The sequence below is a fragment of the Methylocella silvestris BL2 genome, assembly GCF_000021745.1.
Classification (GTDB): Bacteria; Pseudomonadota; Alphaproteobacteria; order Rhizobiales; family Beijerinckiaceae; genus Methylocapsa; species Methylocapsa silvestris.
The window spans coordinates 4,004,461-4,028,690 of the sequence record NC_011666.1; the positions used below are offsets into that span (position 1 = coordinate 4,004,461).

Annotated in this window: 23 protein-coding genes; 17 read left to right on the top strand and 6 right to left on the bottom strand. The window is 63.5% G+C overall.

The annotated features are described in order from the left end of the window. Positions 1-13: 13 nt before the first annotated feature. The gene (gene nifB / locus MSIL_RS18520; protein WP_012592599.1) at positions 14-1,573 is read right to left on the bottom strand and encodes a nitrogenase cofactor biosynthesis protein NifB; all 1,560 of its coding nucleotides are present in this window, start codon (positions 1,571-1,573) and stop codon (positions 14-16) included. 480 nt (positions 1,574-2,053) lie between these two features. Beyond that, positions 2,054-2,896 (bottom strand): hypothetical protein, encoded by an 843-nt coding sequence (locus MSIL_RS18525; protein ID WP_012592600.1) that lies wholly within the window; start codon positions 2,894-2,896, stop codon positions 2,054-2,056. 294 nt (positions 2,897-3,190) lie between these two features. Here MSIL_RS18525 and nifA point away from each other — a divergent pair, with 294 nt between their 5' ends. Then, positions 3,191-4,921 (top strand): nif-specific transcriptional activator NifA, encoded by a 1,731-nt coding sequence (nifA, locus tag MSIL_RS18530; protein ID WP_012592601.1) that lies wholly within the window; start codon positions 3,191-3,193, stop codon positions 4,919-4,921. Between the two features lie 192 nt (positions 4,922-5,113). Here the strand turns inward: nifA and MSIL_RS18535 are convergent, their stop codons facing one another. The 4 genes from MSIL_RS18535 to mscL form a co-directional block, all read right to left on the bottom strand. Next, entirely contained in the window at positions 5,114-5,704 is a 591-nt protein-coding gene (locus tag MSIL_RS18535; protein WP_012592602.1) for a hypothetical protein, read from the bottom strand. Further along, positions 5,688-6,113, bottom strand: coding sequence for a group II truncated hemoglobin (locus tag MSIL_RS18540; protein WP_012592603.1), 426 nt, complete (start codon positions 6,111-6,113; stop codon positions 5,688-5,690). Before MSIL_RS18540 ends, MSIL_RS18535 begins: the two co-directional genes overlap by 17 nt. 196 nt (positions 6,114-6,309) lie before the next feature. Beyond that, positions 6,310-6,786, bottom strand: coding sequence for a Fur family transcriptional regulator Irr (gene irr / locus MSIL_RS18545; RefSeq protein WP_012592604.1), 477 nt, complete (start codon positions 6,784-6,786; stop codon positions 6,310-6,312). A gap of 260 nt (positions 6,787-7,046) precedes the next feature. Further along, positions 7,047-7,451: a large conductance mechanosensitive channel protein MscL gene (mscL, locus tag MSIL_RS18550; RefSeq protein WP_012592605.1), complete on the bottom strand. Its 405-nt coding sequence runs from the start codon at positions 7,449-7,451 to the stop codon at positions 7,047-7,049. A 312-nt stretch (positions 7,452-7,763) separates the two neighbouring features. On the opposite strand from mscL, the gene MSIL_RS18555 reads away from it, so the two are divergent. From MSIL_RS18555 to MSIL_RS18630, 16 genes are all read left to right on the top strand, one after another. Next, a complete protein-coding gene (locus MSIL_RS18555) occupies positions 7,764-7,946 on the top strand; it encodes a hypothetical protein (protein ID WP_083772317.1) in 183 nt (60 codons plus the stop codon). 222 nt (positions 7,947-8,168) lie between these two features. Further along, on the top strand, positions 8,169-8,654 hold the full coding sequence (locus tag MSIL_RS18560) for a formate dehydrogenase subunit gamma (RefSeq protein WP_012592607.1): 486 nt from the start codon (positions 8,169-8,171) through the stop codon (positions 8,652-8,654). Continuing rightward, positions 8,651-10,201, top strand: a complete 1,551-nt coding sequence (locus MSIL_RS18565) for a formate dehydrogenase beta subunit (protein WP_012592608.1) — start codon at positions 8,651-8,653, stop codon at positions 10,199-10,201. Before MSIL_RS18560 ends, MSIL_RS18565 begins: the two co-directional genes overlap by 4 nt. 12 nt (positions 10,202-10,213) lie before the next feature. After that, positions 10,214-13,060: a formate dehydrogenase subunit alpha gene (fdhF, locus tag MSIL_RS18570; RefSeq protein ID WP_012592609.1), complete on the top strand. Its 2,847-nt coding sequence runs from the start codon at positions 10,214-10,216 to the stop codon at positions 13,058-13,060. Continuing rightward, positions 13,057-13,914, top strand: a complete 858-nt coding sequence (gene fdhD / locus MSIL_RS18575) for a formate dehydrogenase accessory sulfurtransferase FdhD (protein ID WP_012592610.1) — start codon at positions 13,057-13,059, stop codon at positions 13,912-13,914. The genes fdhF and fdhD overlap by 4 nt, the downstream gene beginning before the upstream one ends. Then, positions 13,904-14,161: a formate dehydrogenase subunit delta gene (locus MSIL_RS18580; protein WP_012592611.1), complete on the top strand. Its 258-nt coding sequence runs from the start codon at positions 13,904-13,906 to the stop codon at positions 14,159-14,161. Before fdhD ends, MSIL_RS18580 begins: the two co-directional genes overlap by 11 nt. Before the next feature lie 297 nt (positions 14,162-14,458). Beyond that, complete coding sequence (gene ccoN, locus MSIL_RS18585; protein WP_012592612.1) at positions 14,459-16,132, top strand: cytochrome-c oxidase, cbb3-type subunit I; 1,674 nt, start codon at positions 14,459-14,461, stop codon at positions 16,130-16,132. A 12-nt stretch (positions 16,133-16,144) separates the two neighbouring features. Beyond that, a complete protein-coding gene (ccoO, locus tag MSIL_RS18590; RefSeq protein WP_012592613.1) occupies positions 16,145-16,912 on the top strand; it encodes a cytochrome-c oxidase, cbb3-type subunit II in 768 nt (255 codons plus the stop codon). Positions 16,913-16,921: 9 nt separating this feature from the next. Then, positions 16,922-17,074 carry a CcoQ/FixQ family Cbb3-type cytochrome c oxidase assembly chaperone gene (locus MSIL_RS18595; protein ID WP_012592614.1) on the top strand — a complete coding sequence of 51 codons (153 nt, stop codon included), beginning with the start codon at positions 16,922-16,924 and terminating at the stop codon, positions 17,072-17,074. Between the two features lie 4 nt (positions 17,075-17,078). Further along, a complete protein-coding gene (gene ccoP / locus MSIL_RS18600; RefSeq protein WP_012592615.1) occupies positions 17,079-17,963 on the top strand; it encodes a cytochrome-c oxidase, cbb3-type subunit III in 885 nt (294 codons plus the stop codon). 119 nt (positions 17,964-18,082) lie between these two features. After that, the gene (gene ccoG / locus MSIL_RS18605; RefSeq protein ID WP_041369506.1) at positions 18,083-19,528 is read left to right on the top strand and encodes a cytochrome c oxidase accessory protein CcoG; all 1,446 of its coding nucleotides are present in this window, start codon (positions 18,083-18,085) and stop codon (positions 19,526-19,528) included. 17 nt (positions 19,529-19,545) lie between these two features. Then, positions 19,546-20,055: a FixH family protein gene (locus MSIL_RS18610; protein WP_012592617.1), complete on the top strand. Its 510-nt coding sequence runs from the start codon at positions 19,546-19,548 to the stop codon at positions 20,053-20,055. Between the two features lie 202 nt (positions 20,056-20,257). After that, the gene (locus tag MSIL_RS18615; RefSeq protein WP_012592618.1) at positions 20,258-22,507 is read left to right on the top strand and encodes a copper-translocating P-type ATPase; all 2,250 of its coding nucleotides are present in this window, start codon (positions 20,258-20,260) and stop codon (positions 22,505-22,507) included. Continuing rightward, on the top strand, positions 22,504-22,653 hold the full coding sequence (gene ccoS, locus MSIL_RS18620; protein WP_012592619.1) for a cbb3-type cytochrome oxidase assembly protein CcoS: 150 nt from the start codon (positions 22,504-22,506) through the stop codon (positions 22,651-22,653). The genes MSIL_RS18615 and ccoS overlap by 4 nt, the downstream gene beginning before the upstream one ends. Continuing rightward, positions 22,650-23,765 carry a hypothetical protein gene (locus MSIL_RS18625; protein WP_012592620.1) on the top strand — a complete coding sequence of 372 codons (1,116 nt, stop codon included), beginning with the start codon at positions 22,650-22,652 and terminating at the stop codon, positions 23,763-23,765. Before ccoS ends, MSIL_RS18625 begins: the two co-directional genes overlap by 4 nt. Positions 23,766-23,926: 161 nt before the next feature. Beyond that, the gene (locus MSIL_RS18630; RefSeq protein WP_012592621.1) at positions 23,927-24,175 is read left to right on the top strand and encodes a hypothetical protein; all 249 of its coding nucleotides are present in this window, start codon (positions 23,927-23,929) and stop codon (positions 24,173-24,175) included. Positions 24,176-24,230: the final 55 nt, after the last annotated feature.

Here is a 24,230-nt window from a genome sequence, read left to right on the forward strand (position 1 = left end):
TGCTTCGCCCCGGTCAGACCGGCACGTAAGCGCCTTGGCGGATGTCGGCGTCGCCGCGGATGACATGCGCGATCTCGCCGCTGTTCACCTTGGCGAGGTAATCCTTGAAGTAGGCGATCGCCGATTGCTCGATGAATTCGAAGGCGTATTGATCGACCGGATCGATGCCGGCCGCACGCAGCGAATCTTTCGGGCAGCCGCCGATCTTGGCGACGAAGACAGCCGCGCAATCATTGATGGCGCGAATGACCGTCTCGAGCGCGTCTTCCTCGCCGTAACCGCCCTGGCAATAGAGATCGACGCGGCGGTGGCCGACGAATTTCGCGCCCTTGGTGCTGAGTTCGTAGACCTGGAACTCTTTGGCGTGGCCAAAGTGCTCGTTGACGCGGCCGCTGCCCTTGGTCGCGACGGCGATCAGGATCTGGATGTCGCTGGAAGCGCCAGCCAGAGTTTCGAGCTCGGCGTTCTTGGCTTCGACCTTGGCGATGCGCTCTTCCTCGACCTTGCTCTGATAGGCCTTGCGCGATTCAAGGTCGTAGTTGACCTCCATCTCCATGATCTTGTCGGTGGTGAACTCGGCGCTGCGATCTTCGCCAAGCAGTCCGACGGCGTCGGCGCGGCACTGGCGGCAATGCCGCATCATGTTCATTTCGCCTTCGCAGCTGTCCTGCAGCGCCTTCAGCTCCTGCGCCGAGGGGCCGCGCTGGCCGGTGAGGCCGAATACCGTGCCGTGCTCCGGGGCGGAGATCAGCGGCATGATGTTGTGCAGGAATGCGCCGCGGGATTTGACCGCCCGGTTGACTTCGACGAGATGCTTGTCGTTCACGCCGGGGATCATCACCGAGTTGATCTTGCAGAGGATGCCCCGCTCCGTCAGCATTTCGAGGCCCTGCAGCTGGCGATCGGTCAGGATCTTGGCCGCCTCATAGCCGGTGATGCGCTTGTGTTTCCAGAAGATCCACGGGTAGATCTTGGCGCCGATTTCCGGGTCGGTCATGTTGATCGTGATGGTCACATGATCGACGTTGAATTTGGCGATGGTGTCGACGTGATCGGGCAGGGCGAGGCCGTTGGTCGACAGGCAGAGCTTGATGTCGGGCGCGGTCCGGGAAATCAGTTCGAAGGTCTTGAACGTCTTTTCCGGATTGGCGAGCGGATCGCCGGGGCCGGCGATGCCGAGCACCGTCATCTGCGGGATCGTCGAGGCGACGGCCAGCACTTTCTTGGCCGCCTGTTCCGGCGTCAGCTTCTCGCTGACGACGCCGGGGCGCGATTCATTGGCGCAATCATATTTGCGGTTGCAATAGTTGCATTGAATATTACAGGCCGGCGCGACGGCGACATGCATGCGCGCGTAGTGATGGTGGGCTTCTTCGCTGTAGCAGGGATGGTTTTTGACTTTTTCCCAGATTTCGGGGGCGAGGTCATTGGCCCCGGCTCCTGTGCCGCAGCTCGATTTGCCGCTGCCGCCGGACGTTCCACATCCCTTGTGGTCGGCGATCTTCTGCATCAGATCGTCGAGCGCCTCGGGGTCGCCGGCGTCATGTTCAATGTTTTGATAGGCTTCTTCCATATCAGTTCCTCGCGGGTAGGCTCTGCGCCAGAACTCTCGGATCGCGGCTCGACTTTGCGGTTTGACCAGCCGAGCAAAGCACCGTGCAGGGAGAGTTCGGCAACAACCGTGCCATCGCTGTTGAACCAAGCAAGCAGCTGATATTTAGAGAGATTTTAGATTGGATGGGGCGATGTCGCGATGCTGACACTGTCGGAAAGCGAATGCCGCCATGTCAGTTAATCGACACTTCGGAAATTAAGGCCCAAGTTCCGAAAATCCGCGCCGCGACCTTGCCGACGGCGCGATAAACTCACAGCTGCGATCGCGCGGCAATGATCTCAATCAATTTGCGGCGCGCCCGGACGACATCCACAAAGCCGGCCCGCGAGGCTGGCGAAATTGAAGAATTGCAGCGTTTCCGGGCCACATCACGCTCCGATTAGTCCGAAACAGTCGCACGCATGATTGTGGATCGATCGGATCCACAATCAAAATGATCTAGCGGGCTTCCTGAACGATGACGGCCGATCGCTTTGGCGCGGGCGCCGCGTTTTTCTGAAGGGCGCGCATGACCGCCTTGGCGGTGAGGCGCCCTGTGGCGTCCATTCCGGTCCAGGCGGCCTGACGGGTGCGCGGATCGACTTCGGCGAGAACGTCGCCTTCAACCACTTCCGTTCCATCCCGTACAATGCCGATGAGAATGCCGTCCGCCGCCGCCGCCAGCGGCTCGCCGCCGACATGGCCGACGACGAACCCGCGGAAGGCGCGTGAGCCGAGATCGACCGCCGTTCGCCAGGAGCCGCGCCGATGCGCGAAGACGAAGTTTTTTGATCCGGCGGCGGAGTCCTCTGTCGCGCCGCCGGCAAGCTTGACGGGGGCGGGCTGGCCCAGCGGCACCGCGACGTCGCAGTTGAGTTTATCGTCGAACCCGGGCCCAACGCCGATTGTCAGTCTGGCGAGATTGCGCAGGTCCGGCCGCAATGCAAAGGGCTGCAGCCGCGCGTCAATGACAAGATCGAGTTGACGCAGCACGAGAAGGTCGAGCAGGCCGAGCGTCGTCACCGCGACGCAATCCGGCCGCGAGACGGCGGCGAGCACTTCGAGGCCGGTTTCGGCGCGTTCGCCGGAAATCGCGGCGATCATCGCCCGGTCGCCGAACAGAGCGTCGTGAAACGACATGCCGCGCCTGTACACCGGCGGATTGGAATCGCGGGAGAGTGCGGCGCTCCATCCGCTTCTGTCAAGATGGACGGCGATGGCCGAGGCGACCTCGTTCACTCCCAGAATGACGGCAAAGGGTCTGCTCGAACGACCCGAGGAAAAATGTGAGTAATCGACCATGCCAAGCCCTCCAGCGACCGAATAGCAAGCGGCGGGCCAGTGGCGCAAAGCTATGATTTTCCTCTGAAGCGGGCCGAAAACGGGAGGTTATAGCTATATCTATGAAGGAATAGCTTGCGAGGGTGGTCTGCTTTGTCTGTTTCGCAACAGAACGGCGGCGGAAGCTGACAATTGGATCGTGGCGGCCGTTTTGCCTTTTGTTCGTTTCGATCCGATTGCTTTGTAGGATTCCGAACAATCGGCATGGAGCTTGCTTGGATTGTCGCTTAACGGTCCTCAAAAACGAGGCTCTCGATGATTCATGCACAGACACCTACGGCGCCACAGCCGATCGGCCGCGCCGCCGATCCGGGGGAAACGACTCTCGTCGGCATTTACGAAATTTCGAAGCTTCTTGCGTCGGTAAACAGGCTTGAGGTGTCCCTGGCCGGCGTGTTGACGTTGCTTTCCAGCTTTCTCGAGATGCGGCATGGGCTGATTGCCCTCCTGGATAAAAACGGCAAGCCGGAAATCGTCGTCGGCTCCGGTTGGTCGGAACAGAATGCGAAGCTTTATTTCGACCGCCTGCCGGAACGGGCGATCGGCCAGATCGTCACCACCAAAATGCCGCTGGTCGTTGAAAATGTTTACGCTTCGCCCCTGTTCGAAGGGTCGGACCTCACCGGCTGGGGACGGGCGGATGGCGAGCCCTTCGCTCTGATCGGCGTTCCAATCAAGGATGGCGATGAAGTTATAGGCGCCTTGACTGTCGATCGTAACAATACAAACCGCACCAGCGTCAGATTCGATCATGATGTGCGTTTTTTGACCATGATCGCCAATCTGGTCGGCCAGACCCTCCGCCTGCAAAAGCTCGTCGCGCGCGATCGCGAGCGGCTGATGCAGGAAAATGCGCGGCTCGAAAAAAGCGCCCGTCCTCGCTCGCCCGAGACGCGATTCAGCGGCATCGAGGGCATCGTCGGCGACAGCCCGGCCGTGCGCGCCGTCGTCAAGAAGATCCGGATCGTCGCAAAGAGCCGTTCGACCGTGCTGCTGCGCGGCGAATCCGGCACCGGCAAGGAGCTTTTTGCGGCCGCGATCCATAATCTGTCGCCGCGCAGCGGCAAGCCTTTCATCAAGCTCAATTGCGCGGCTCTGCCGGAGAGCGTGCTGGAGTCGGAGCTGTTCGGTCACGAACGCGGCGCGTTCACGGGGGCCCTCGCGACGCGCAAGGGCCGGTTCGAACTGGCTGACGGCGGCACGCTGTTCCTCGACGAGATCGGCGATATTTCACCCGCGTTCCAGGTCAAATTGCTGCGCGTGCTGCAGGAGGGCGAATTCGAACGGGTCGGCGGCGCGCGTCCGCTGAAGGTCGATGTGCGGCTGGTTTGCGCCACCAACAAAAACCTCGAGGACGCCGTCAAGCGCGGCGAATTCCGCGCCGACCTTTATTATCGCATCACGGTGGTTCCGATCTTTCTGCCGCCGCTGCGCGAGCGCGAAGGCGACATTCTGCCGCTCGCCAATGAGTTTCTGCACCGCTTCAACAGCGAGCAGAAAACCGACCTTGTGTTGACGGCCTCTGCGATCGCCGTGCTGAAGGAATGCAAATTCCCCGGCAATATTCGCGAACTCGAAAATTGCGTGCGCCGGACGGCGACGATGGCGCCGGGCGACGAGATCGAGCAAAACGATTTCGCCTGCCACAATGATGGTTGCCTGTCAGCGATCTTGTGGAAAGGGTCCGACGCGCCGCAAGTCAGCCACAGGCACGTCGAGGCTCCTGTAGGCCCGGCGCGACTGCCGCCGGTCGAGACGGCGCGCGACATCCGCCCGCCCGACGACGCCGCAGCGCCTCCCCATTTGGCCGATGGCGCCTTGCCGCCGGCGGGAGAGGGGGCGTTCCGGTCGGACCGCGAGCGGATCGTCGACGCTATGGAGCGCGCCGGCTGGGTCAAGGCCAAAGCCGCGCGCGTGCTGGGTATTACGCCAAGGCAGATCGGCTATGCGCTGAGAAAGCACAATATACGCGTGAAGAAATTCTAAAAGGTCGGGCCTGAACAGCATGCGCGGGCGGGTCTCGCGGCCCGCGCAAGGTCGGGCAAGCGACGAAGGCCTTGGCGCAAAGAAAAAAAGCGCCGCCGCAAGATTTGCGGCGCCGCCTTTTCGAATTCATCGACACTCAAACTTTGATGAGCGCGGCGCGTTGCGTCGCGACTTGCGCGAAATCCTTGCGGATCAAACCGGACGATGCTCGTAACGGTTCTTGACCGGCCCCATCCGCTCCAGCCCCTGCGCGAAACTGATGGCGTCGAAGGAATCGTCGAAAGCCAGGGCCGCGTCCGCCACCGCATCCGTCTTGCCGCCGATCGTAAGTTTCTTCAGATCGGTTTTGTCGAGCCGCAGCAGCTCCAGCACTTCATTGTAAACGGTCGATTCGTCGAGCGGCAGCACATAGAAGGGAATGCCGTCGATCTCGACGTGGTATTTCGCGAGCAGATCGATGTTGTTGCAGAAGGCGAAATATTTGCCGGTCGGGCTGAGCTTGCCCTTGAGGACGTCGGCAAAGCTTTGCAGATGTTCGAACGACAGGAAATTGGCGGTCAGAAAGGGGATCGTCTCGGCGCCGGCGTCGGCGACCGCGATCACCTGTTCGCAGGCAAGTTCCGGCGGGCGCTTCTCGTCGGCGTAGGACTGCTGGAATTTCAGCGCGATCCCGCCGCGATAGCCAAAGCGGCCGGGCTTTTCCGTGGCGCCCTTGAAGACCGCGTTGATTAGCCGGCCTTCGGCTTCGAGAGAGGCGAAAGGCGTTTCAGTGATGCTTGTCATGTGCGTTTTCCGGATCGTTGCGAAGCCAGTCGGCCAGTTTAAGGAAGGCGCTCTTCAGCCGGTCGCGGAGTTTTACCTCCGCAACGACCTCATCCAGCGCCGCGTTCATGCAGGCGAGCCAGGCGTCGCGCTCGCGGGGACCGATGGAGAAACGGACATGCCTCATGCGCAGACGCGGATGTCCCCGCTTTTGCGAATATAATGCCGGTCCGCCAAGCCACTCGCCGAGATAAAGTTTCAGGATCGCTTTCGTCGATCCGAGGTCTTCTGCATGTATGGCGCGAATGGCCTGCGCCTCGGGCCGCTCGTCCATGTTGCGGTAGAAAGATTCGACCAGATGGTCGACAGCGGCGGCGCCTCCGATGAGATCGAAGTCCCGGACTGCGGTTTGCAACTCTTGGTCAACCATAGCGACAGTCTGATCCCAGGCCCTGCCGATCGTCGGCGCGGGTAATGAACCGGCGGCGGAAACGACGCTTGGCCGCTTCGTTGTTTCAAGCTTTTTATCGACCTATGACGCTTGGCCGAAGGCCTTTACTTTGCGTCATGCCTGCGCTGCCGAGCCCCTTGCGGATCAAAGCGGAGGGGCCGGCGAACAGTCAGGCTCAGCGGCGCGGATCGATCTTGCGAACCCGGATGATGAGGTCGGCGCTGATGATCTCCATGCCTTCAGGCGGCTGCGGCAGGCCAAGCACGCCGACAGCTTCCGGAGGAATATCGAGGAGATCCTCTTCGTTCTCGAGCAGGAAATGATAATGCGGCCCCGTATTGGTGTCGTACCAGGTTCGCGAGCCCTGGACGGCGATCTCGCGCAGCAGCCCGGCTTCGGTGAACTGGTTCAGCGCATTATAGACGGTGGCAAGCGAAATCGGCGGGCGCGCCTGCTTCGACCTGGCGTGCAGCGTCTCGGCGGTCACGTGACAATCGCCGTTCGCGAATAAAAGCGCGACCAGCGTCAGGCGTTGGCGGGTCGGCCGCAGTCCGGCCGTCCGCAGCTTGGCGCGCATGGCCGCCTGGAAATCGCGTCCCTTCGGAGCGAAGTCCGGTCCTCCATATGGCTGGGGCGTGGCTTGCGATGTCATTTGGCCTGTCTCAAGGTTCGACGCTACGGGCGCGCCGCGCGCCCCTGGCCTCCCGTCGCATTTCGCTCAAAAATGGCGTCGACTGAAGGCCTTCCAGACAGAACAGCACGGGCCGTGCCAATCCCGCATTGATCCACCGCAAGAGCGGGCTTCCCTCTAGGAAATTGGCCCGGCGGGCGACGGCGCGGCGGCGGCGTCGTTTTCTCGACATAGGGGAGTGTCGGGAAATGGACACAAACCTCGACGCGGAGCCTATGGCTTTATTTCCGCGCCAGCAGGTCGCGAATTTGTTCGAGCAGAACTTCCTGCTTCGGCGGCTGGGTCGACGCCGGGTCCGGCTTCGGCGTCACCTTGTTCAGGGCCTTAACGGCAAGGAACAGGACGAAGGCGACGATCAGGAAATTGATCAGAAGCGTAATGAAATTCCCATAGGCGATGGTCGCGCCGGCCTGGCGGGCCAGCGCCAGGGTCGGCTGCGGCGCGCCGGACAGCTGCCAATAGAGATTGGAAAAATCGACGCCGCCGGTGATGCGGCCGACGATCGGCATGATGATGTCATTGACCACCGACTGCACCAACCCGCTGAAGGCGGCGCCGATGATGAAGCCGATGGCGAGGTCGATCAGATTGCCCCTGAGGGCGAATTCCTTGAATTCCTTGAGCATGGCGGCTCTCCCGCTGGAATGGATCGCGTGAGCGCGGCCGCCCGCTGGAGGGGGCGCGCCGTTTCAAGCCGGCCGGCGGCGGAGCGTTTGCGCGCCGCGAAGCCGGATGCAACGTATCGCAAAGACTGGTACACAGCGCTCAACTAAAGGGGAAACGCCGCATGATTCCGGACACGCGGAATGTGAAAAATGTGTTGCGAGTCAATTCGCAGGCAAGCGCCTGACGATGCATCGGCGGCCCATTTGGGGGCGGCTGTTCAAGGGGGACTGACAATGAAACGATTCATTCTCGCGGCGTCGACCGCTTTGGTCATGATGGGCGCCATGGCGGCGTCAGTGGAGGAGGCCGGCGCCGTCGTTTGCGCGCGCGGCGTCTATCGCGCCGGCTGCGCCGGGCCAAATGGCGCGGTCGTCGCCCGCCGCGGCGTCTACGCGCGCCCGGTCTATGGCGCGCGCAGGGTCTATGCGCCGCGCGGCGTCTATCGCCGCTATTGATAGGCCGGCCGCCGCAGCGCGGCTGACTCGACCTTTGCCGCCGGCGTTAAAGCGCTGGCGGCGTTTCCGCGCCCTCGGTCGGCTTCAGGCGATGATTAACTGCTGAAAGGGCGTTGCAAAGCCCGTATATATAGAAGCCTTCTATCAACCGATGAAACAAGCCCATTGATCTTTCGGGGCCGGCAGGCCACCTTTTGCCTATAATAAGGAAAAGTAGGCGACATGGGTGGAACATTGTCTGGGGCGTCCTATTGGAACGCCGAGCGGGCCGCGGAAATCATACACGAACATCTCGGCCTTGAGGGGCCGATGCTGCCGATCCTGCATGCATTGCAGGAGGAGTTCGGCTATGTGAACGGCGACGCCGTGCCGATGATCGCCAAAGCGCTCAATCTGAGCCGCGCCGAAGTGCATGGCGTCACAAGTTTTTATCATGATTTCCGCCACGAGCCCGCTGGACGGCATGTGCTGAAACTCTGTCGCGGCGAATCCTGCCAGAGCATGGGCAGCGAGGAACTTGCGCGCAAATTCCTGACTGGTCTCGGGATCGAATGGGGCGGGACGACGGCGGACGGCGATCTCACTGTCGAGGCGATTTATTGCCTCGGGCTTTGCGCCTGCTCCCCGGCGGCCATGCTGGACGATGAACTGATTGGCGCGCTTGATGAGGAGACGCTGGCCGAAGCGGTTAACACGGTGAGCGCATGACCCGGCTTTTCATCCCGAAAGACGCCGCTGCGCTGGCGCTGGGCGCCGAAAAGGTCGTCGCGGCAATCGCCGCCGAGGCCAAGGCGCGCGGGCTCGACATCGAGATCGTCCGCACCGGTTCGCGCGGCATGCTTTTCCTTGAGCCTTTGATCGAGGTCGAGACGGCTGACGGCCGCATCGGCTACGGGCCGGTGAAGGCCCGCGACGTCGCATCGCTATTCGACGCGGGCCTCCTCTCCGGCGGCGCGCACGCCCTTGGCGTCGGCCGGGTCGAGGATCATCCCTATCTCAAGCGCCAGACGCGCCTGACCTTCGCCCGCTGCGGCATAATCGATCCGGTCTCGCTCGTCGATTACGCCGCGCACGACGGATGGAAGGGCCTTGCCCGCGCCATCGAGGTCGGGCCGGCGGAAACCATTGCCGAGGTCACAAAATCAGGCCTGCGCGGACGCGGCGGGGCAGGGTTTCCGACTGGCGTCAAGTGGAAAACGGTCGCCGACGCTCCGGCCGACCGCCGCTACATCGTATGCAACGCGGATGAGGGCGACAGCGGCACCTTCGCCGACCGCATGATGTTCGAGGGCGACCCTTTCGCCCTGATCGAAGGCATGGCCATCGCCGGCGTCGCCGTGGGCGCGACCAAGGGCTATGTCTATTGCCGCTCCGAATATCCGCATGCGGTCAAGACCTTCAACGAGGCGATCGTCCTGGCGCGGGCCGCGGGCTATCTCGGGCCGAATATTCTTGGCTCCGGCTTCGCCTTCGAGCTCGAAATGCGGGTCGGCGCCGGCGCTTATGTCTGCGGCGAGGAGACGGCGCTGCTCGACAGCCTCGAGGGCAAGCGCGGCATTGTCCGCGCCAAGCCGCCGCTGCCGGCGCATAAGGGCTTGTTCGGCCGCCCGACAGTCATCAATAATGTGCTCTCCCTCGTCGCCGTGCCGCATATTCTGGCTAAGGGCGGCGAATTTTACGCTAGCTTCGGCATGGGACGCTCGCGCGGGACGATGCCGCTGCAGATCGCCGGCAACGTCCGCTTCGGCGGCCTGTTCGAGACGGCCTTCGGCCTGACGCTTGGCGAGATCGTCGAGGATATCGGCGGCGGAACGCGCTCCGGGCGTCCGATCCGGGCGGTGCAATGCGGCGGTCCGCTCGGCGCCTATCTGCCCGTGTCGCAATTCGACACGCCCTTCGACTATGAGGCCTTTTCCAAAAAGGACGCGCTCATCGGCCATGGCGGCATCGTCGTCTTCGACGACACCGTCGATATGGCGCAGATGGCGCGCTTCGCGATGGAGTTCTGCGCTATCGAGAGCTGCGGCAAGTGCACGCCTTGCCGCATCGGCTCGACGCGCGGCGTCGAAACGGTCGACCGCATCCGCGCCGGCGTGAAAGTCCAGGAGAACATCGCGCTGCTGGAAGACCTCTGCAACACGATGAAATTTGGCTCGCTCTGCGCCCTCGGCGGCTTTGCGCCCTATCCGGTGACGAGCGCGTTGCGTCATTTCCCGGAAGATTTTGCCCCGCGGCACGCAATCGCGGCTGAGTGAAGGAAGATAGCGATGGCTTTGATCACCGAGATCGATTTCGGCACTCCCGCCCCAAAATCCGAGAAAATGGTCACGCTGACGATCGACGGGGTCGAAGTCAGCGCGCCCGAGGGGACCTCCATCATGCGCGCGGCGATGGAGATGGGCACGGAAATCCCAAAACTTTGCGCGACCGATTCGATTGAGGCGTTCGGCTCGTGCCGGCTCTGCCTTGTCGAAATTGAGGGGCGCAACGGCACGCCGGCCTCCTGCACGACGCCGGTCGCGCCCGGCATGTCGGTCAAGACGCAGACGCCGCGGCTGAAGGCCCTGCGCAAGGGCGTGATGGAGCTTTATATCTCCGACCATCCGCTCGACTGCCTAACCTGCTCGGCCAATGGCGACTGCGAATTGCAGACGCAGGCTGGCGCGGTCGGTCTGCGCGACGTCCGCTACGGCTATGAGGGCGCCAATCATTTCGACAGCGTCAAGGATCTGTCCAATCCCTATTTCGCCTATGACCCGGCCAAATGCATTGTCTGCAACCGCTGCGTGCGCGCCTGCGAGGAAGTGCAGGGCACCTTCGCGCTGACCATTGACGGGCGCGGCTTCGGCAGCCGCGTCGCCGCCGGCCAGGACGAGCCTTTCCTTGAGTCGGAATGCGTCTCCTGCGGCGCCTGCGTTCAAGCTTGCCCCACCGCGACGCTGATGGAAAAATCGGTGATCGAGATCGGCCTGCCGGAGCATTCGGCGGTGACGACCTGCGCCTATTGCGGCGTCGGCTGCACCTTCAAGGCGGAAATGCGCGGCGAGGAGCTCGTCCGCATGGTCCCGTATAAGGACGGCAAGGCCAATCACGGCCATTCCTGCGTCAAGGGACGGTTCGCCTATGGCTATGCGACGCATCGCGATCGCATCCTGAAGCCGATGATCCGCGCGTCGATCGAGGATCCGTGGCGGGAGGTGTCCTGGGACGAGGCGATCGGCTACGCCGCGTCACAGTTCAGGCGCATCCAGGCGGAACACGGCAAGCAGGCGATCGGCGGCATCACCTCCTCGCGCTGCACCAATGAAGAGACCTATCTCGTCCAGAAGCTGATCCGCGCCGGCTTCGGCAACAACAATGTCGACACCTGCGCGCGCGTCTGTCATTCGCCGACAGGCTATGGCCTCAAGACCGCCTTCGGCACCTCGGCGGGCACGCAGGATTTCGATTCGATCGAAGAGACGGACGTGATGCTGGTGATCGGCGCCAATCCGACCGACGGGCATCCGGTGTTCGGTTCGCGCATGAAGAAGCGTCTGCGCGCCGGCGCGAAGCTGATCGTCATCGATCCGCGCCGCATCGATCTGGTTGAAACGCCGCATGTCAAGGCGGATTTCCATTTGCCGCTGCAGCCGGGCTGCAATGTTTCAGTCGTGACCTCGCTCGCCCATGTCATTGTGACCGAAGGCCTCGTCAACGAAGCCTTCGTGCGCGAGCGCTGCGACTGGTCGGAATTTCAGGATTGGGCGGCTTTCGTCTCCGAGCCGCGCCATAGCCCCGAAGAGGTCGAGAAGATTTCAGGCGTGCCCGCCGGTCTCATCCGCGGCGCCGCCAGGCTTTACGCGACCGGCGGCAACGCCGCGATCTTCTATGGCCTCGGCGTCACGGAGCACAGCCAGGGATCGACGACCGTGCTGGCGATCGCAAACCTCGCCATGGCGACCGGAAATCTCGGCCGGCCGGGCGTCGGCGTCAATCCGCTGCGCGGCCAGAACAATGTTCAGGGCGCATGCGACATGGGCTCGTTCCCGCATGAATTCGCGGGCTATCGCCATGTGTCGGACACGGCCGCGCGCGACGTTTATGAAAGCCTCTGGGGCGTCGAACTCGAGCACGAGCCGGGCCTGCGCATCCCCAATATGCTCGACGCCGCCGTCGAGGGGACGTTCCGCGGCATCTACATCCAGGGCGAGGACATTCTGCAGTCGGACCCCGACACGCATCACGTCGCCTCGGGCCTCAAGGCGATGGACTGCGTCATCGTCCAGGATCTTTTCCTGAACGAGACGGCGAATTACGCCCATGTCTTCCTGCCGGGCTCGACCTTCCTCGAAAAGGACGGCACCTTCACCAACGCCGAGCGCCGCATCCAGCGCGTGCGCAAGGTGATGAGCCCGAAGAACGGCTATGGCGATTGGGAGATCACCATGCTGCTCTCGAACGCCATGGGCTTCAAGATGTCCTACAAGCATCCAAGCGAGATCATGGACGAGATTGCGCTGTCGACGCCGAGCTTTGCTGGCGTCTCCTACGCCAAGCTCGACGAGATGGGCTCGGTGCAATGGCCCTGCAATGCGGCGGCGCCCGAAGGTACGCCAGTCATGCATATCGGCGGCTTCGCCGGCGGCAAGGGCAAATTCGTCATCACCGAATATGTCGCCACCGACGAGCGGACGGGGCCGCGCTTCCCGCTGCTGCTGACCACCGGACGCATCCTCAGCCATTATAATGTCGGGGCGCAGACGCGGCGGACCGCCAATGTCGCCTGGCATCCGGAGGATCTTCTTGAGATCCATCCCCATGACGCGGAGCTGAGGGGCGTCAAGGACGGCGACTGGGTGAGGCTGCATAGCCGCGCCGGCGAAACGACGTTGCGCGCGCTGGTTACCGATCGCGTTGCGCCCGGCGTCGTCTATACGACTTTCCATCACCCGATGACGCAGGCCAATGTCGTGACGACGGATTTTTCCGACTGGGCGACCAATTGTCCGGAATTCAAGGTGACGGCGGTTCAGATTTCGCCCTCGAACGGCCCGTCCGAATGGCAGGAAAGCTATCGCCAGCAGGCCGAGCAGAGCCGCCGCATCCTGCAGGAGGCGGACGCGGCGGAATGAGCGATTTCGACTGCGACGGCGCATTGGCGTCCGAAGCGCCCGCTCCGGTCGTGCGGGCGCCCTGCGTCGCGCAGCGCGGGGCGATGTTCGCGCCTGCGGCGCGAGACGTGCCGGAGGAGACGGCGATCGCCTTATCCTTCAATGGCGCGACGCACGCCGTCATGATGGCGACGCCGGCCGATTTTGAGGATTTTGCGATCGGCTTTGCATTTACGGAAGGCCTCATCGACAAAGTCTCGGACCTGTCCGGGTTTGAAATGATTCCGACCAATCTCGGCGTCGAATTGCGCGGGTGGCTGCCGGCCGAGCGCGCCAACGCTTATGCGGCGCGCCGCCGCGCCATGGCCGGTCCGACCGGCTGCGGCTTATGCGGCATCGAAAGTCTGGAACAGGCCATGCGCGCCGCGCCGCGCGTCTCGAGCGCGCTGAGCTTCGACCGCCGCGACGTTACGGAGGCGATCGCCTCGCTCGCCGCGGGGCAGCTTTTGAACGAAAAAACACATGCGGTTCATGCGGCGGGGTTCTGGACGCCGGCGCGCGGCCTTGTCGCGGCGCGCGAGGATGTCGGCCGTCATAATGCGCTGGACAAGCTCGCCGGCGCGTTGCTGCGAGAGGGAGTCCCGGCGGGGGAGGGGCTCGTGCTGCTGACCAGCCGCGTCTCGGTCGAATTGATTCAGAAGGTCGCCCGGATGGGCGCTCCCGCCGTCGTCGCCATCTCGGCCCCCACCGCAGCCGCGATCCGGCTCGCCGACGCCTGCGGCGTCACCCTCGTCGCCGTCGCGCGCGGCAGGGATTTCGAGGTCTTCACGCATCACGCGCGCATTATCGATCGGGTCGCCGTCAATGTCGCCTAGCAATAAACTTGTCTATATGGCCAATCAGATCGGGAAATATTTTTCCTCGCAGAAGCACGCCGACCCGGCCGCCGGCATCGCCGATCATCTGCGGAAGTTCTGGGATCCGGCGATGCGGGCGAAGATCATCAAGCATCTCGAGGAAGGCGGCGCGGATCTCGATCCCGACGTCCGGCAGGCGGTCGGCCTGCTTCAGCCGGCAAGCCGCGTCGAACAAGCTGGCGCTCTCGAAAGCGTCGCGAAATAGCGCCGCCAAAGCGCCTCTAACGCCTTTACCATTCGCGCCCAGACGCCGCCGCAGCTCTCAGCTTGCGGCGGCTTTTTTGTGCGCCGCGGCTCAGCCGATGCAGCCGCCATTTTACATCCACGGTCTGCGACTGTTGGAGTATTGCCTTGTCTCGGCGACGTTTTGGCGCAATTTTGAATTGATTTAACGCATTGCTTCGTCCCATTGATTCGTCCAAGTTCCGCTTCTCTCCGCTTGGCAGCGTCTGTGCTGTCTCGATAATCTCACACATTGAACGCTGCGAACGGGGCGCCTTTCATGTCACAAACGCTTTCTCCCGCCGTCGCCAAAACCCCAAGGTTCGGCGAAATTGGCCTCGCGGGCGTGCTTGCTGTTCTCGCTCTGCTGACGGCCTTTATCGCGGTCAAGGCGTGGACGCCGGGCTATGCCTTCCACATGGTGGTGATCTGTCTCGCCAGCGTCGCCGGCATTTATGCGATCTATCAGCGCTATCAGACCCGCGACGCCGCTTGGCCGCCGCAGGAGTTGGATGGCGTTCCCAACTATAATTTTGGCGCGATCAAATTCTGCACCCTCGCCTCGGTTTTCTGGGGCATCGCAGGCTTCACGGTCGGCCTCTACATTGCGCTCGAACTGGCTTTTCCCGACCTTAATTTCGCGCGCTGGGTCAACTTCGGACGGTTGCGGCCGCTGCACACCTCGGCGGTCATCTTCGCGTTCGGCGGCAACATCCTGCTCGCAACCTCGCTCTATATCGTCCAGCGCACCTCGCGCGCCCGGCTTCCCGGCGATCTGACGCCCTGGTTCGTCGCGCTCGGCTACAATCTCTTCATCGTCATCGCCGGCACGGGCTATCTGCTCGGCATCACCCATTCAAAGGAATACGCCGAGCCGGAATGGTACGCCGACCTTCTCCTCGTCGCCGTCTGGCTATCCTATTTCGGCATCTTCCTCGGCACGATCATGAAGCGGTCCGAGCCGCATATTTATGTCGCGAACTGGTTCTTCCTCGCTTTCATCGTCACCATTGCGGTCCTCGTTCTCGGCAATAATGCGGCCATTCCCGTTTCGCTGTTCTCGTCGAAATCCTACGTGGTGTGGTCGGGCGTCCAGGACGCGATGATCCAATGGTGGTACGGGCATAATGCGGTCGGCTTCTATCTGACCGCCTCCTTCCTCGGCATGATGTATTATTTCGTGCCCAAGCGGGCAGGGCGGCCGGTCTATTCCTATCGCCTGTCGATCATCCATTTCTGGGCGCTGATCTTCATCTATATCTGGGCGGGCCCGCACCATCTCCACTTCACGGCGCTTCCCGATTGGGCGCAGACGCTCGGCATGACCATGTCGATCATTCTGTGGATGCCCTCCTGGGGCGGCATGATCAACGGCATGCTGACGCTGTCCGGAGCGTGGGACAAGCTGCGCACCGATCCCGTGCTGCGTCTGCTCGTCGTCTCGATCGCCTTTTACGGAATGTCGACGTTCGAAGGTCCGTTGATGTCGATCAAGACGGTCAATTCTCTGAGCCATTACACCGACTGGACCATCGGCCACGTCCATTCCGGCGCGCTCGGATGGGTCGGCTACATCTCCTTCGGCGCGCTCTACTGCATCGTGCCCTGGCTGTGGAACCGTCGCGGCCTCTATTCGCTCAAGCTCGTCAATTGGCACTTCTGGATTTCGACGATCGGCATCGTCTTCTACATCAGCTCGATGTGGGTCGCCGGCATCATGCAGGGTCTGATGTGGCGCGCTTATACTTCGCTCGGCTTTCTCGAATATTCCTTCATCGAGACGGTCGAGGCGATGCATCCGATGTATGTGATCCGCGCGCTCGGCGGCTTCCTGTTCCTCGTCGGCGCGCTGATCATGGCCTACAATCTTTATATGACCATCGTCTCGCCGGACGCCGCAGAGGTGCCGGAATCGCGGCCCTCGCCGCAACCGCGTCTCGCCCCTGCCGAGTAGGAGACTTATAGCGTGTCCGCGACAAACCAAGCTCCGACGCCGAAGCGCTCGCTGTGGGATTACCATGCGATCTTCGAGAAGAATTCGATCATTCTGGTCATTGGCATTCTGATCGCTATTTCGATCGGCGGCCTCGTCGAAATCGTCCCGCTGTTCTTCCTCAAGGCCACGATTGAAAAGGTCGACGGCGTCCGTCCCAAGACGCCGCTGGAGCTCGCCGGCTTCGACATCTATGTGCGCGAGGGTTGCTATCTCTGCCATTCGCAGCAGATTCGCGCTTTGCGTGATGAGGTCGAGCGTTATGGCCACTACTCGCTCGCCGCCGAGAGCATGTATGATCATCCTTTCCAATGGGGATCGAAACGCAACGGCCCGGATCTCGCCCGCATTGGCGGCAAATATTCGGACGACTGGCATCGCGACCATCTGCGCCATCCGCAGGCGGTGGTGCCGGCCTCCATTATGCCGCGCTACGGATTCCTCGAGGAGACGCCGCTCGATGGCGCCCATATCGCCGACAATATGAAGACGCTCGCCCTCGTCGGCGTCCCCTACACGCAGGATATGATCGACAAGGCGCAGGAAGATCTTTCGGCCCAGGGCTCGCCGGATTCGCCGGGTGTCGCCGATCTGCAGGCGCGCTATCCCAAGGCGAGCGCGCATGAGTTCGGCGCGGACAAGCGGCCGCTGACCGAAGCCGACGCGGTGATCGCCTATCTGCAGCAACTCGGCACGCAAATCGACTTCAAGATATACGACAACAAAGCCAACATCCGGTGAGGCGCTTTAATGTCCACCTATGAAATCATGCGGCAGTTTGCGGCGACCTGGGGCCTCCTCTATTTCGGAGTGATCTTCATCATCGTCGTCGTCTATGCGCTTTGGCCCTCGAAAGGCGCCGCCTTCGACGAAGCGGCCCGCATTCCCCTCAGAGAGGATTGATCCCGTGGCAGACAATGCTCACGGCGGCGACTATGACGCCGCGACCGGAAAGACAACCACGGGCCACAGCTGGGACGGCATCTCGGAGCTGAACACGCCCCTGCCGCGGTGGTGGCTCTACACGCTTTACGGCTGCATCGTCTGGGCGATGATCTACTGGGTGCTGTTTCCGGCGTGGCCATGGTTCGGCGGCGCGACGAAAGGTCTCCTTGGCTGGAATTCACGCACGGTCGTCGCACGCGAAATGGACGAGCTCAGGGCTTCGCGCAGCGCCATGAACGAGAAGCTCGCCGCCGCCTCGCTGCAGCAGATTGAAGCAACGCCGGAACTGCTCGCTTTCGCGCGCGCCGAGGGCGCGGCCGCCTTTGCGCAGAATTGTTCGCCCTGCCACGGCGCCGGCGCCCAGGGCTCGCGCGGCTATCCGAACCTCAACGCCGATCGCTGGCTGTGGGGCGGCACGCTCGATCAGATCCACACGACGATCACCCATGGCGCGCGATGGACCGCCGATCCCGACACCCATGCCGGCGTCATGCCGTCTTTCGGCCGCGACGGACTCCTGAATAAGGAGGAAATCTCCACGATCGCCGATTATGTCCGCACGCTGTCCGGCAACGCTCCGGACGCCGGAGCCGACCTCGCCAAGGGCAAGCAATTGTTCATTGACAATTGCTCCCCGTGCCATGGCGAGGACGGCAAAGGCAACGTTGAGATGGGCGCGGCGAATCTCACGACCCAGGTCTGGCTGTACGGGCCGACCAAGGCCGATATCATGCACCGCATCGAGGTTGGCGGCGGCGGCGTGATGCCCGCATGGAAGGGCCGCATCGACGAAACCACGATCAAGGCGTTGACTGTCTTCGTCCATACGCTTGGCGGCGGCAAATAGCCGCTCGCCAAGCCTGCATGATTTTTAGAACCAAACTACGTTTTGGAGTAAAGATCACGCATTGAAACAAGAGGCGCGAGGCGCATATGGCGCCCGCTCCGACAGGCCGAAGCTTCATCATGACGCAAGCACATGCGAGCGAGCTCGCAGACGACGAACGGCTCTACGCTTCAGCTCCCAAAATCTACCCTCAGAAGGTGGCGGGGACTTATCGGCGGATCAAATGGATCCTCCTCGTCGTCACGCTGGGCATCTATTATTTCCTGCCTTTCGTACGCTGGGATCGCGGGCCGGATGCGCCGAACCAGGCCGTTCTGATCGATTTCGCCAATCGAAAATTCTACTTCTTCTTCATCGAGATCTGGCCGCAGGAAGTCTATTATCTGACTGGGCTTCTGATCCTTGCGGCGATGGCTCTGTTCCTCATGAACGCTCTCGCCGGGCGCGTCTGGTGCGGCTACCTCTGCCCGCAGACCGTTTGGACCGATCTGTTTTTCTGGACGGAGCGCCTCTTTGAGGGCGATCGCCGGGAGCGGATGCTCAAGGACGCCGGGCCCTGGACCTTCCAGCGCGTGCGCGAGAAAACCTTAAAGCATGTTGTCTGGCTCGCGGTCGCCTGGTGGACAGGCGGCGCATGGGTGCTCTATTTCGCCGACGCGCCGACGCTCGTCGGCAAGATGGCCCGCTTCGAGGCGCCGCCGACGGCGCTGATCTGGATCGCGATTTTGACCACGACGACCTATGTGCTCGCCGGCTTCATGCGCGAGCAGGTCTGCCTTTATATGTGCCCCTGGCCGCGCATCCAGGCTGCGCTCACCGACGAAAACGCGCTGAACGTCACTTATCGCTACGATCGCGGCGAACCGCGCGAATCGCTCAAGAAGTCGAAGCTGCTGCGCGGCGAAGGCCAGAAGGTCGGCGATTGCATCGATTGCGGTCAGTGCGTGGCGGTGTGCCCGACCGGCGTCGATATCCGCCAGGGGCCAAGCCTCGGCTGCATTCAGTGCGGGCTCTGCATCGACGCCTGCGATACGGTGATGGCCAAGATCGATCGGCCGCCGCGCCTCATCGCCTATGACACCGACCTCAATGTTGCGCGGCGCCTCTCGGGCAAGCCCAATGCGTTCAAATTTATTCGCGGCCGCACAATCCTTTACGCCGTCGTCATCTTGGCCGTTAGCGGAATCATGCTGGCGACGCTGCTCAGCCGCAAGGATATGAGCCTTTCGGTCATGCATGACCGCAATCCGATGTTCGTCAAGACGTCAGATGGATCGATCCGCAACGCCGTCACCGCGCATATCGTCAACCGCCACTCGACCCCACGCAGCTTCTCGATCGAAGTCGAACGGCCGGCGGGAGCCAAGGTGGTCGTCGTCGGCGTCGACAACGCTGAGGCCGCGCCGATCATCGAGGTCGGGCCGGACCAGGTTCGGGAAGTGCGCGTCTTCGTCATCGTGCCGCGCAACGACGCGCTGCCGCCGAGCCAGGAGCTGGTCCTCAAATTGAAGGACGCCGCGAGCGGCGCATCGACGACAGCGACGGATAATTTCTTCGCGCCCTGAAAGCTGGAGGACGGCCTATGTCAAAGCGGGATCTTTCGTTCCCCGAAATCCGTGGGCCGCTCACCGGCTGGATGGTGTTCGCGATGACGCTCGCTGCTTTCGGAGTCGTCTTCGCGGTCAATGGGTTGATGGCCTATTACGCCGTCTCGACCTTTACGGGGCTCGCCGACCCGAGCCCCTATGAGCATGGGCTCGCCTATGAGAAGGATATCCTTGCCGCCAAGGCCCAGGACGCGCTCGGCTGGGACGTCTCCGCCCATCTGACGCGCGACGCCAGCGGCAAGGAGGCGATCGAGGCGCGCTTCAAGGATCGTGGCGGCGCTCCGGTGCCGGGCCTTGCGGTCTCTGCAGGATTTGACTCGCCCGCCGACATAAAGCTCGACGCCGATCTGACGCTGAAAGAAATCGAACCCGGCGTCTATCTTGGCCTCGTTGCGGCAAGGCCGGGCCAATGGGATCTCTTGATTGACGCGCGCCGCGACGGAGAGCGCGTGTTCAAATCCAACAACCGCGTCGAGATACGCTAGCCCTCTTAAGAGGGGATAGGCGGCCCGTCATTATTGCGTCATCGCATAGACGCGGCGGCGCGGCGCGCGGTAAATAGATGAAATTATGCGATGGCCTTGCCGGCGGCGGCGCTGAAGCCGCACGCCGCGCAATCCATTGGATTTGGTTGGCGCAACCTCCCGGGGAAGAATCCGTCGGGACGATCGCCGCCGAAAGGCGATCATGACCGAGGCGCTCGATCTTTCCGCTTTTGTGCAGCGCCTCGAGGAAGGCGGCTGCCGGATCGAATTCGCCGTCGAGGGCGTCAAGGACGCCGCCGCGATCCATGCGATCGAACATGCGCTCCGCCCTCTGCCCGGACTGACGAGGGCGCGGGTCAATTTTTCCGAACAGCGCCTTCTCGTCGAATGGACGGACGGCCTCGAACCGGCGTTAATCGTCGAGCGGGTCCGCGCGCTCGGCCATCGCATCTATCCTTTCTCGCCGCGTCTGCGCGAGGAGGATTTCGAGGCCGCGCAGGCGCGCTGGCTGCTGCGCTGCCTCGCCGTCGCGGCTTTCGCGGCGATGAACATCATGCTGCTGTCGATCTCGGTCTGGGCCGGCAATGTCAGCGACATCACGCCGGAAACGCGCGATTTCTTCCATTGGGTCTCGGCGCTCGTCGTGCTGCCCGCCGCGGCTTTCGCCGGGCAGCCCTTCTTTCGCAGCGCGATCCGGGCGCTCAGCCGGCGCTCGCTCAATATGGACGTGCCAATCTCGCTCGGCGTGCTGCTCGCTTTGGCGATTTCCGTATTCGAAACCTTGCGACACGCCGAGCACGCCTATTTCGACAGCGCCATCATGCTGCTCGTCTTCCTCCTTGCCGGCCGCTATCTCGATCAGGCGATGCGGCGCAAGACGCGCTCCTACGCGGCCAATCTGTCCGCCCTGCGCGCGCCGACCGCCTCGCGCATCGACGCCGACGGAACTGTCGCGCTCGTGCCGGCGGCGGCGCTGCGGCCGGGCGAAATCGTCCTGCTCCGCCCCGGCGAACGCGCGCCGGTCGACGGGATCATCGTCGAGGGCAGATCCGAGATCGACCAGAGCCTCGTCACCGGCGAGACCGCGCCGGTCGCCGTCGGCGCCGGTCATGAGGTCTATGCCGGCTCGCTGAATTTCGGCGGCGCTCTCAGCATTCGCGTCAAGACAGCCGGCGCGGGGACCTTTCTCGACGAGATCGAACGGCTGCTCGATGGCGCGATTCAGCAGAAAAGCGCCTATGTCCGCCTAGCCGACCGGGCAGCCCGTCTCTATGCGCCGGTGGTCCATTCGATGGCCGCGCTGACCGTGATCTTCTGGCTCGTCGCCGGCGCTTCCGTCCATGACGCGATCATCGCGGCGATCGCGGTTTTGATCATCACCTGCCCCTGCGCTCTCGCTCTTGCCGTTCCGGCGGTGCAGGTCGTCGCCGCCGGCGCGCTTTTTCGCGCGAAAATCATACTCAGCGCCGGCGACGCCATCGAACGCTTCGCCGACGTCGACATGGTTGTGTTTGACAAGACCGGCACGCTGACCCTGCCGGAGCTGGGCGTCGAAGCCGACGACGATGCGCCGTCCGGCCTTGTCGAACGCGCGGCCCGCCTTGCGCTCGCCTCGCATCATCCCCTCGCCGTCGCGCTCGCGCGCCTGTCGCGGGAGCAGACGCCTGTCGCGGATGCGCAGGAGCTTTTGGGCTCCGGCGTGCGGGCGATGATCGACGGAGCGGAGGCGCGCCTTGGCTCGCCCGGTTTTTGCGGCCTTGAGGCCGAGGCGGCGCGTCTGCGAGAAACTCATCCCGGCGCCTCGCTGATCGCCTTTCGGCACGGCGGCCAAGCGACGATTTTTCGCATCCGGCAGAAGCTGCGCGCGGACGCCGCGAGCGTCGTCGCGGCGTTGCGCCGACGCGGACTCGAAATCGTCATCCTGTCGGGAGACGCCGCCCCAGCCGTGCGATCCTGCGCGCAGGCGCTTGGGGTGGCCGATTGGCGCGCGGATATGCGGCCGGGCGAGAAACTCGCGTTTCTGGCCGAACTCAAGAAAAACGGGCGCAAGCCGCTGATGGTCGGCGACGGCATGAATGACGCCCCGGCGCTCGCCGCGGCCCATGCCTCATTATCGCCGATCACCGCCTCGGGCCTTGCTCAGGCAGCGGCGGACGCGCTGTTCCTCGGCGATCTGCTCGCGCCCGTGGATGCGGCGCTCGATATCTCGCGCCGCGCAAAAAGCCTGATGCGGCAGAATCTCGCCTTTGCGGTGATTTATAATATGGTCGCCGTGCCGCTCGCCGTGGCTGGACTGGCGACGCCGCTCATTGCGGCTGCGGCGATGTCCGGGTCCTCGATCGTCGTCACCCTCAATTCGCTGCGGGCGAGGGGCGCCGCAAGACCCGTCTCGCCGGGCGCCGCCTCCGCCGCGGCGCGCGGCGCAAGCCGTCTCAATGAGGCAAGGCCATGACGATCCTGCTTTTTCTTTTGCCGCTCGCTCTTGCGCTCGGATTTCTTGGCCTCGCCGCCTTTCTTTGGGCGTTGCGCAACGGCCAGTATGAGGATCTCGACGGCGCAGCCGTGCGGGTTTTATCCGACGACGATTTGCCGCCATGACCGCCCTGCGCGAGCGCCGGGCCGGCCTGCTCAGCTGCGCCTGCGACTTTGACGTTCCAGATGAATCGGCTCTCGATGCGCGGGCGCAGCCGCTCGCGCTGATCGCCGCGGGCTTCGCCTTTTCCGTACTGGCGCAGGCGCTGGCCTTCGCCGTTTTGCCGATCGCCGGCGCCGTGCTTGCGCCGCGGCCGGAGGCCGCGACGGCGCCGGTCGCCCTGATGCTGGCGGGAGCGGCGACGGCGACCTTTCCCGCAGCGTTTCTGACCGGGCTGTTCGGCCGCCGCTCGGCCTTCGCGCTCGGCGCCAGTCTTGGCGTCGCCGGCGCCGCGCTCGCCGCCTTCGGCCTCGTCGCCGGCGAGTTCGCGGCGCTCTGCCTTGGCGCGTTCTGGCTTGGCGTCGCGCAGGGTTTTGGGCTGTTCTACCGCCACGCCGTCGGGGGCGGCGCCCGCGCCGCCGCCATTGTGCTCGGATCGGCGAGCCTTGCCGCTTTCGCCGCGCCGGCTGTCGTCGGCCTCTCTCAGGCGGTCGCGGGGCCGCTCGCGCCGGCCGGCGCGCTGATCGGCGCGGCGCTGGCGCAATTGGGCGTGCTGATGCTCGCCGCGCCGCTGCCGGCGACGGTCGAGCTGTCGCCGCCGGATAGCGCCGGCGATTCCGCGGCGGCGGATTTCGCCCGACGCTTCGCCGCGATCACCAGCGCGGCCGCGCTCGCCTGGTTCGGCATGATGGCCTTGATGGCCGGCGCGCCGCTGGCGATGGCGGGCTGCGGCCTTGGCCTCGGCGCAGCGTCGGGCGGGATCGCCTGGCATTTGCTCGCCATGTATGCGCCCGCCGCCGCCATCGCCGCCTCCGGCTGGCGCCCGCCCGCCGCGGCGACGACCCTTGCGGGGCTGGCTCTTTTGACCATTGGCATTCTCGCGGCGCGCGGACAAAACAGCGCCGTCGGTTTCGACCTGGCGCTGATCGTTGGCGGATGCGGCTGGTCGCTGGCGACCCTCGGCGCGACGCAATGGCTGCATCAGCGCGGCGCGCCGCGGGCGATGCTTGCGCTCCATGATTTCATTCTGTTCGCGGCGGCTGTCGCCGGCGCGCTGCTCGGCGCCGTCATCGTCTAGTTACCGCGGCGGTTTGATCGAGCGTCGTCCCCCTGCATCACCTGTTTTTGAGCCGGCGCCCGGCGATCGGTCGGAATAAAAGCGCTCGTCCGGATGTCTCTTCCGCACAAGGCGCGACACCGCCGGCGCGTCGCCGGCTCGCCCCAACGAAGGAGACGACAATGAGATTTCTCAATATAGCGCTGATTGGCTGCGGGCTTTTGATTTACGGAGCAGCCGTGGGGAAAGATATGCGCCGCGCGCCGCCGCCCGCCCGCGCTGATCAATATTATGGCCTGTATCAGGGCCCCGCCGCGGGCGGGGCGCCGGACTTCGCGGTGCAATATGGCGTCATCTCGAACCCGCGTGGCGCGAGCGGCAGCCTCGGCGCGATTCTGGAAGGCAGAAATCCGGCGCCTGGCCTCAATTGAACGGGCTCCAATTGAAAGAGCCGGTGCTGATTTCCTCGCCGGCGGCTCCGGCCGC

Excerpts from the sequence above, each read along its gene's own strand:
- nifB (WP_012592599.1), bottom strand. The coding sequence starts at position 1,573 with ATGGAAGAAGCCTATCAAAACATTGAACATGACGCCGGCGACCCCGAG.
- ccoG (WP_041369506.1), top strand. The coding sequence starts at position 18,083 with ATGACGCAAGCACATGCGAGCGAGCTCGCAGACGACGAACGGCTCTAC.
- MSIL_RS18540 (WP_012592603.1), bottom strand. The coding sequence starts at position 6,113 with ATGGTTGACCAAGAGTTGCAAACCGCAGTCCGGGACTTCGATCTCATC.
- MSIL_RS18625 (WP_012592620.1), top strand. The coding sequence starts at position 22,650 with ATGACCGCCCTGCGCGAGCGCCGGGCCGGCCTGCTCAGCTGCGCCTGC.
- MSIL_RS18560 (WP_012592607.1), top strand. The coding sequence starts at position 8,169 with ATGGGTGGAACATTGTCTGGGGCGTCCTATTGGAACGCCGAGCGGGCC.
- fdhF (WP_012592609.1), top strand. The coding sequence starts at position 10,214 with ATGGCTTTGATCACCGAGATCGATTTCGGCACTCCCGCCCCAAAATCC.
- mscL (WP_012592605.1), bottom strand. The coding sequence starts at position 7,451 with ATGCTCAAGGAATTCAAGGAATTCGCCCTCAGGGGCAATCTGATCGAC.
- MSIL_RS18615 (WP_012592618.1), top strand. The coding sequence starts at position 20,258 with ATGACCGAGGCGCTCGATCTTTCCGCTTTTGTGCAGCGCCTCGAGGAA.
- irr (WP_012592604.1), bottom strand. The coding sequence starts at position 6,786 with ATGACATCGCAAGCCACGCCCCAGCCATATGGAGGACCGGACTTCGCT.
- fdhD (WP_012592610.1), top strand. The coding sequence starts at position 13,057 with ATGAGCGATTTCGACTGCGACGGCGCATTGGCGTCCGAAGCGCCCGCT.
- MSIL_RS18565 (WP_012592608.1), top strand. The coding sequence starts at position 8,651 with ATGACCCGGCTTTTCATCCCGAAAGACGCCGCTGCGCTGGCGCTGGGC.
- nifA (WP_012592601.1), top strand. The coding sequence starts at position 3,191 with ATGATTCATGCACAGACACCTACGGCGCCACAGCCGATCGGCCGCGCC.
- MSIL_RS18580 (WP_012592611.1), top strand. The coding sequence starts at position 13,904 with ATGTCGCCTAGCAATAAACTTGTCTATATGGCCAATCAGATCGGGAAA.
- MSIL_RS18630 (WP_012592621.1), top strand. The coding sequence starts at position 23,927 with ATGAGATTTCTCAATATAGCGCTGATTGGCTGCGGGCTTTTGATTTAC.
- MSIL_RS18525 (WP_012592600.1), bottom strand. The coding sequence starts at position 2,896 with ATGGTCGATTACTCACATTTTTCCTCGGGTCGTTCGAGCAGACCCTTT.
- MSIL_RS18610 (WP_012592617.1), top strand. The coding sequence starts at position 19,546 with ATGTCAAAGCGGGATCTTTCGTTCCCCGAAATCCGTGGGCCGCTCACC.
- MSIL_RS18595 (WP_012592614.1), top strand. The coding sequence starts at position 16,922 with ATGTCCACCTATGAAATCATGCGGCAGTTTGCGGCGACCTGGGGCCTC.
- MSIL_RS18555 (WP_083772317.1), top strand. The coding sequence starts at position 7,764 with ATGATGGGCGCCATGGCGGCGTCAGTGGAGGAGGCCGGCGCCGTCGTT.
- ccoN (WP_012592612.1), top strand. The coding sequence starts at position 14,459 with ATGTCACAAACGCTTTCTCCCGCCGTCGCCAAAACCCCAAGGTTCGGC.
- MSIL_RS18535 (WP_012592602.1), bottom strand. The coding sequence starts at position 5,704 with ATGACAAGCATCACTGAAACGCCTTTCGCCTCTCTCGAAGCCGAAGGC.
- ccoS (WP_012592619.1), top strand. The coding sequence starts at position 22,504 with ATGACGATCCTGCTTTTTCTTTTGCCGCTCGCTCTTGCGCTCGGATTT.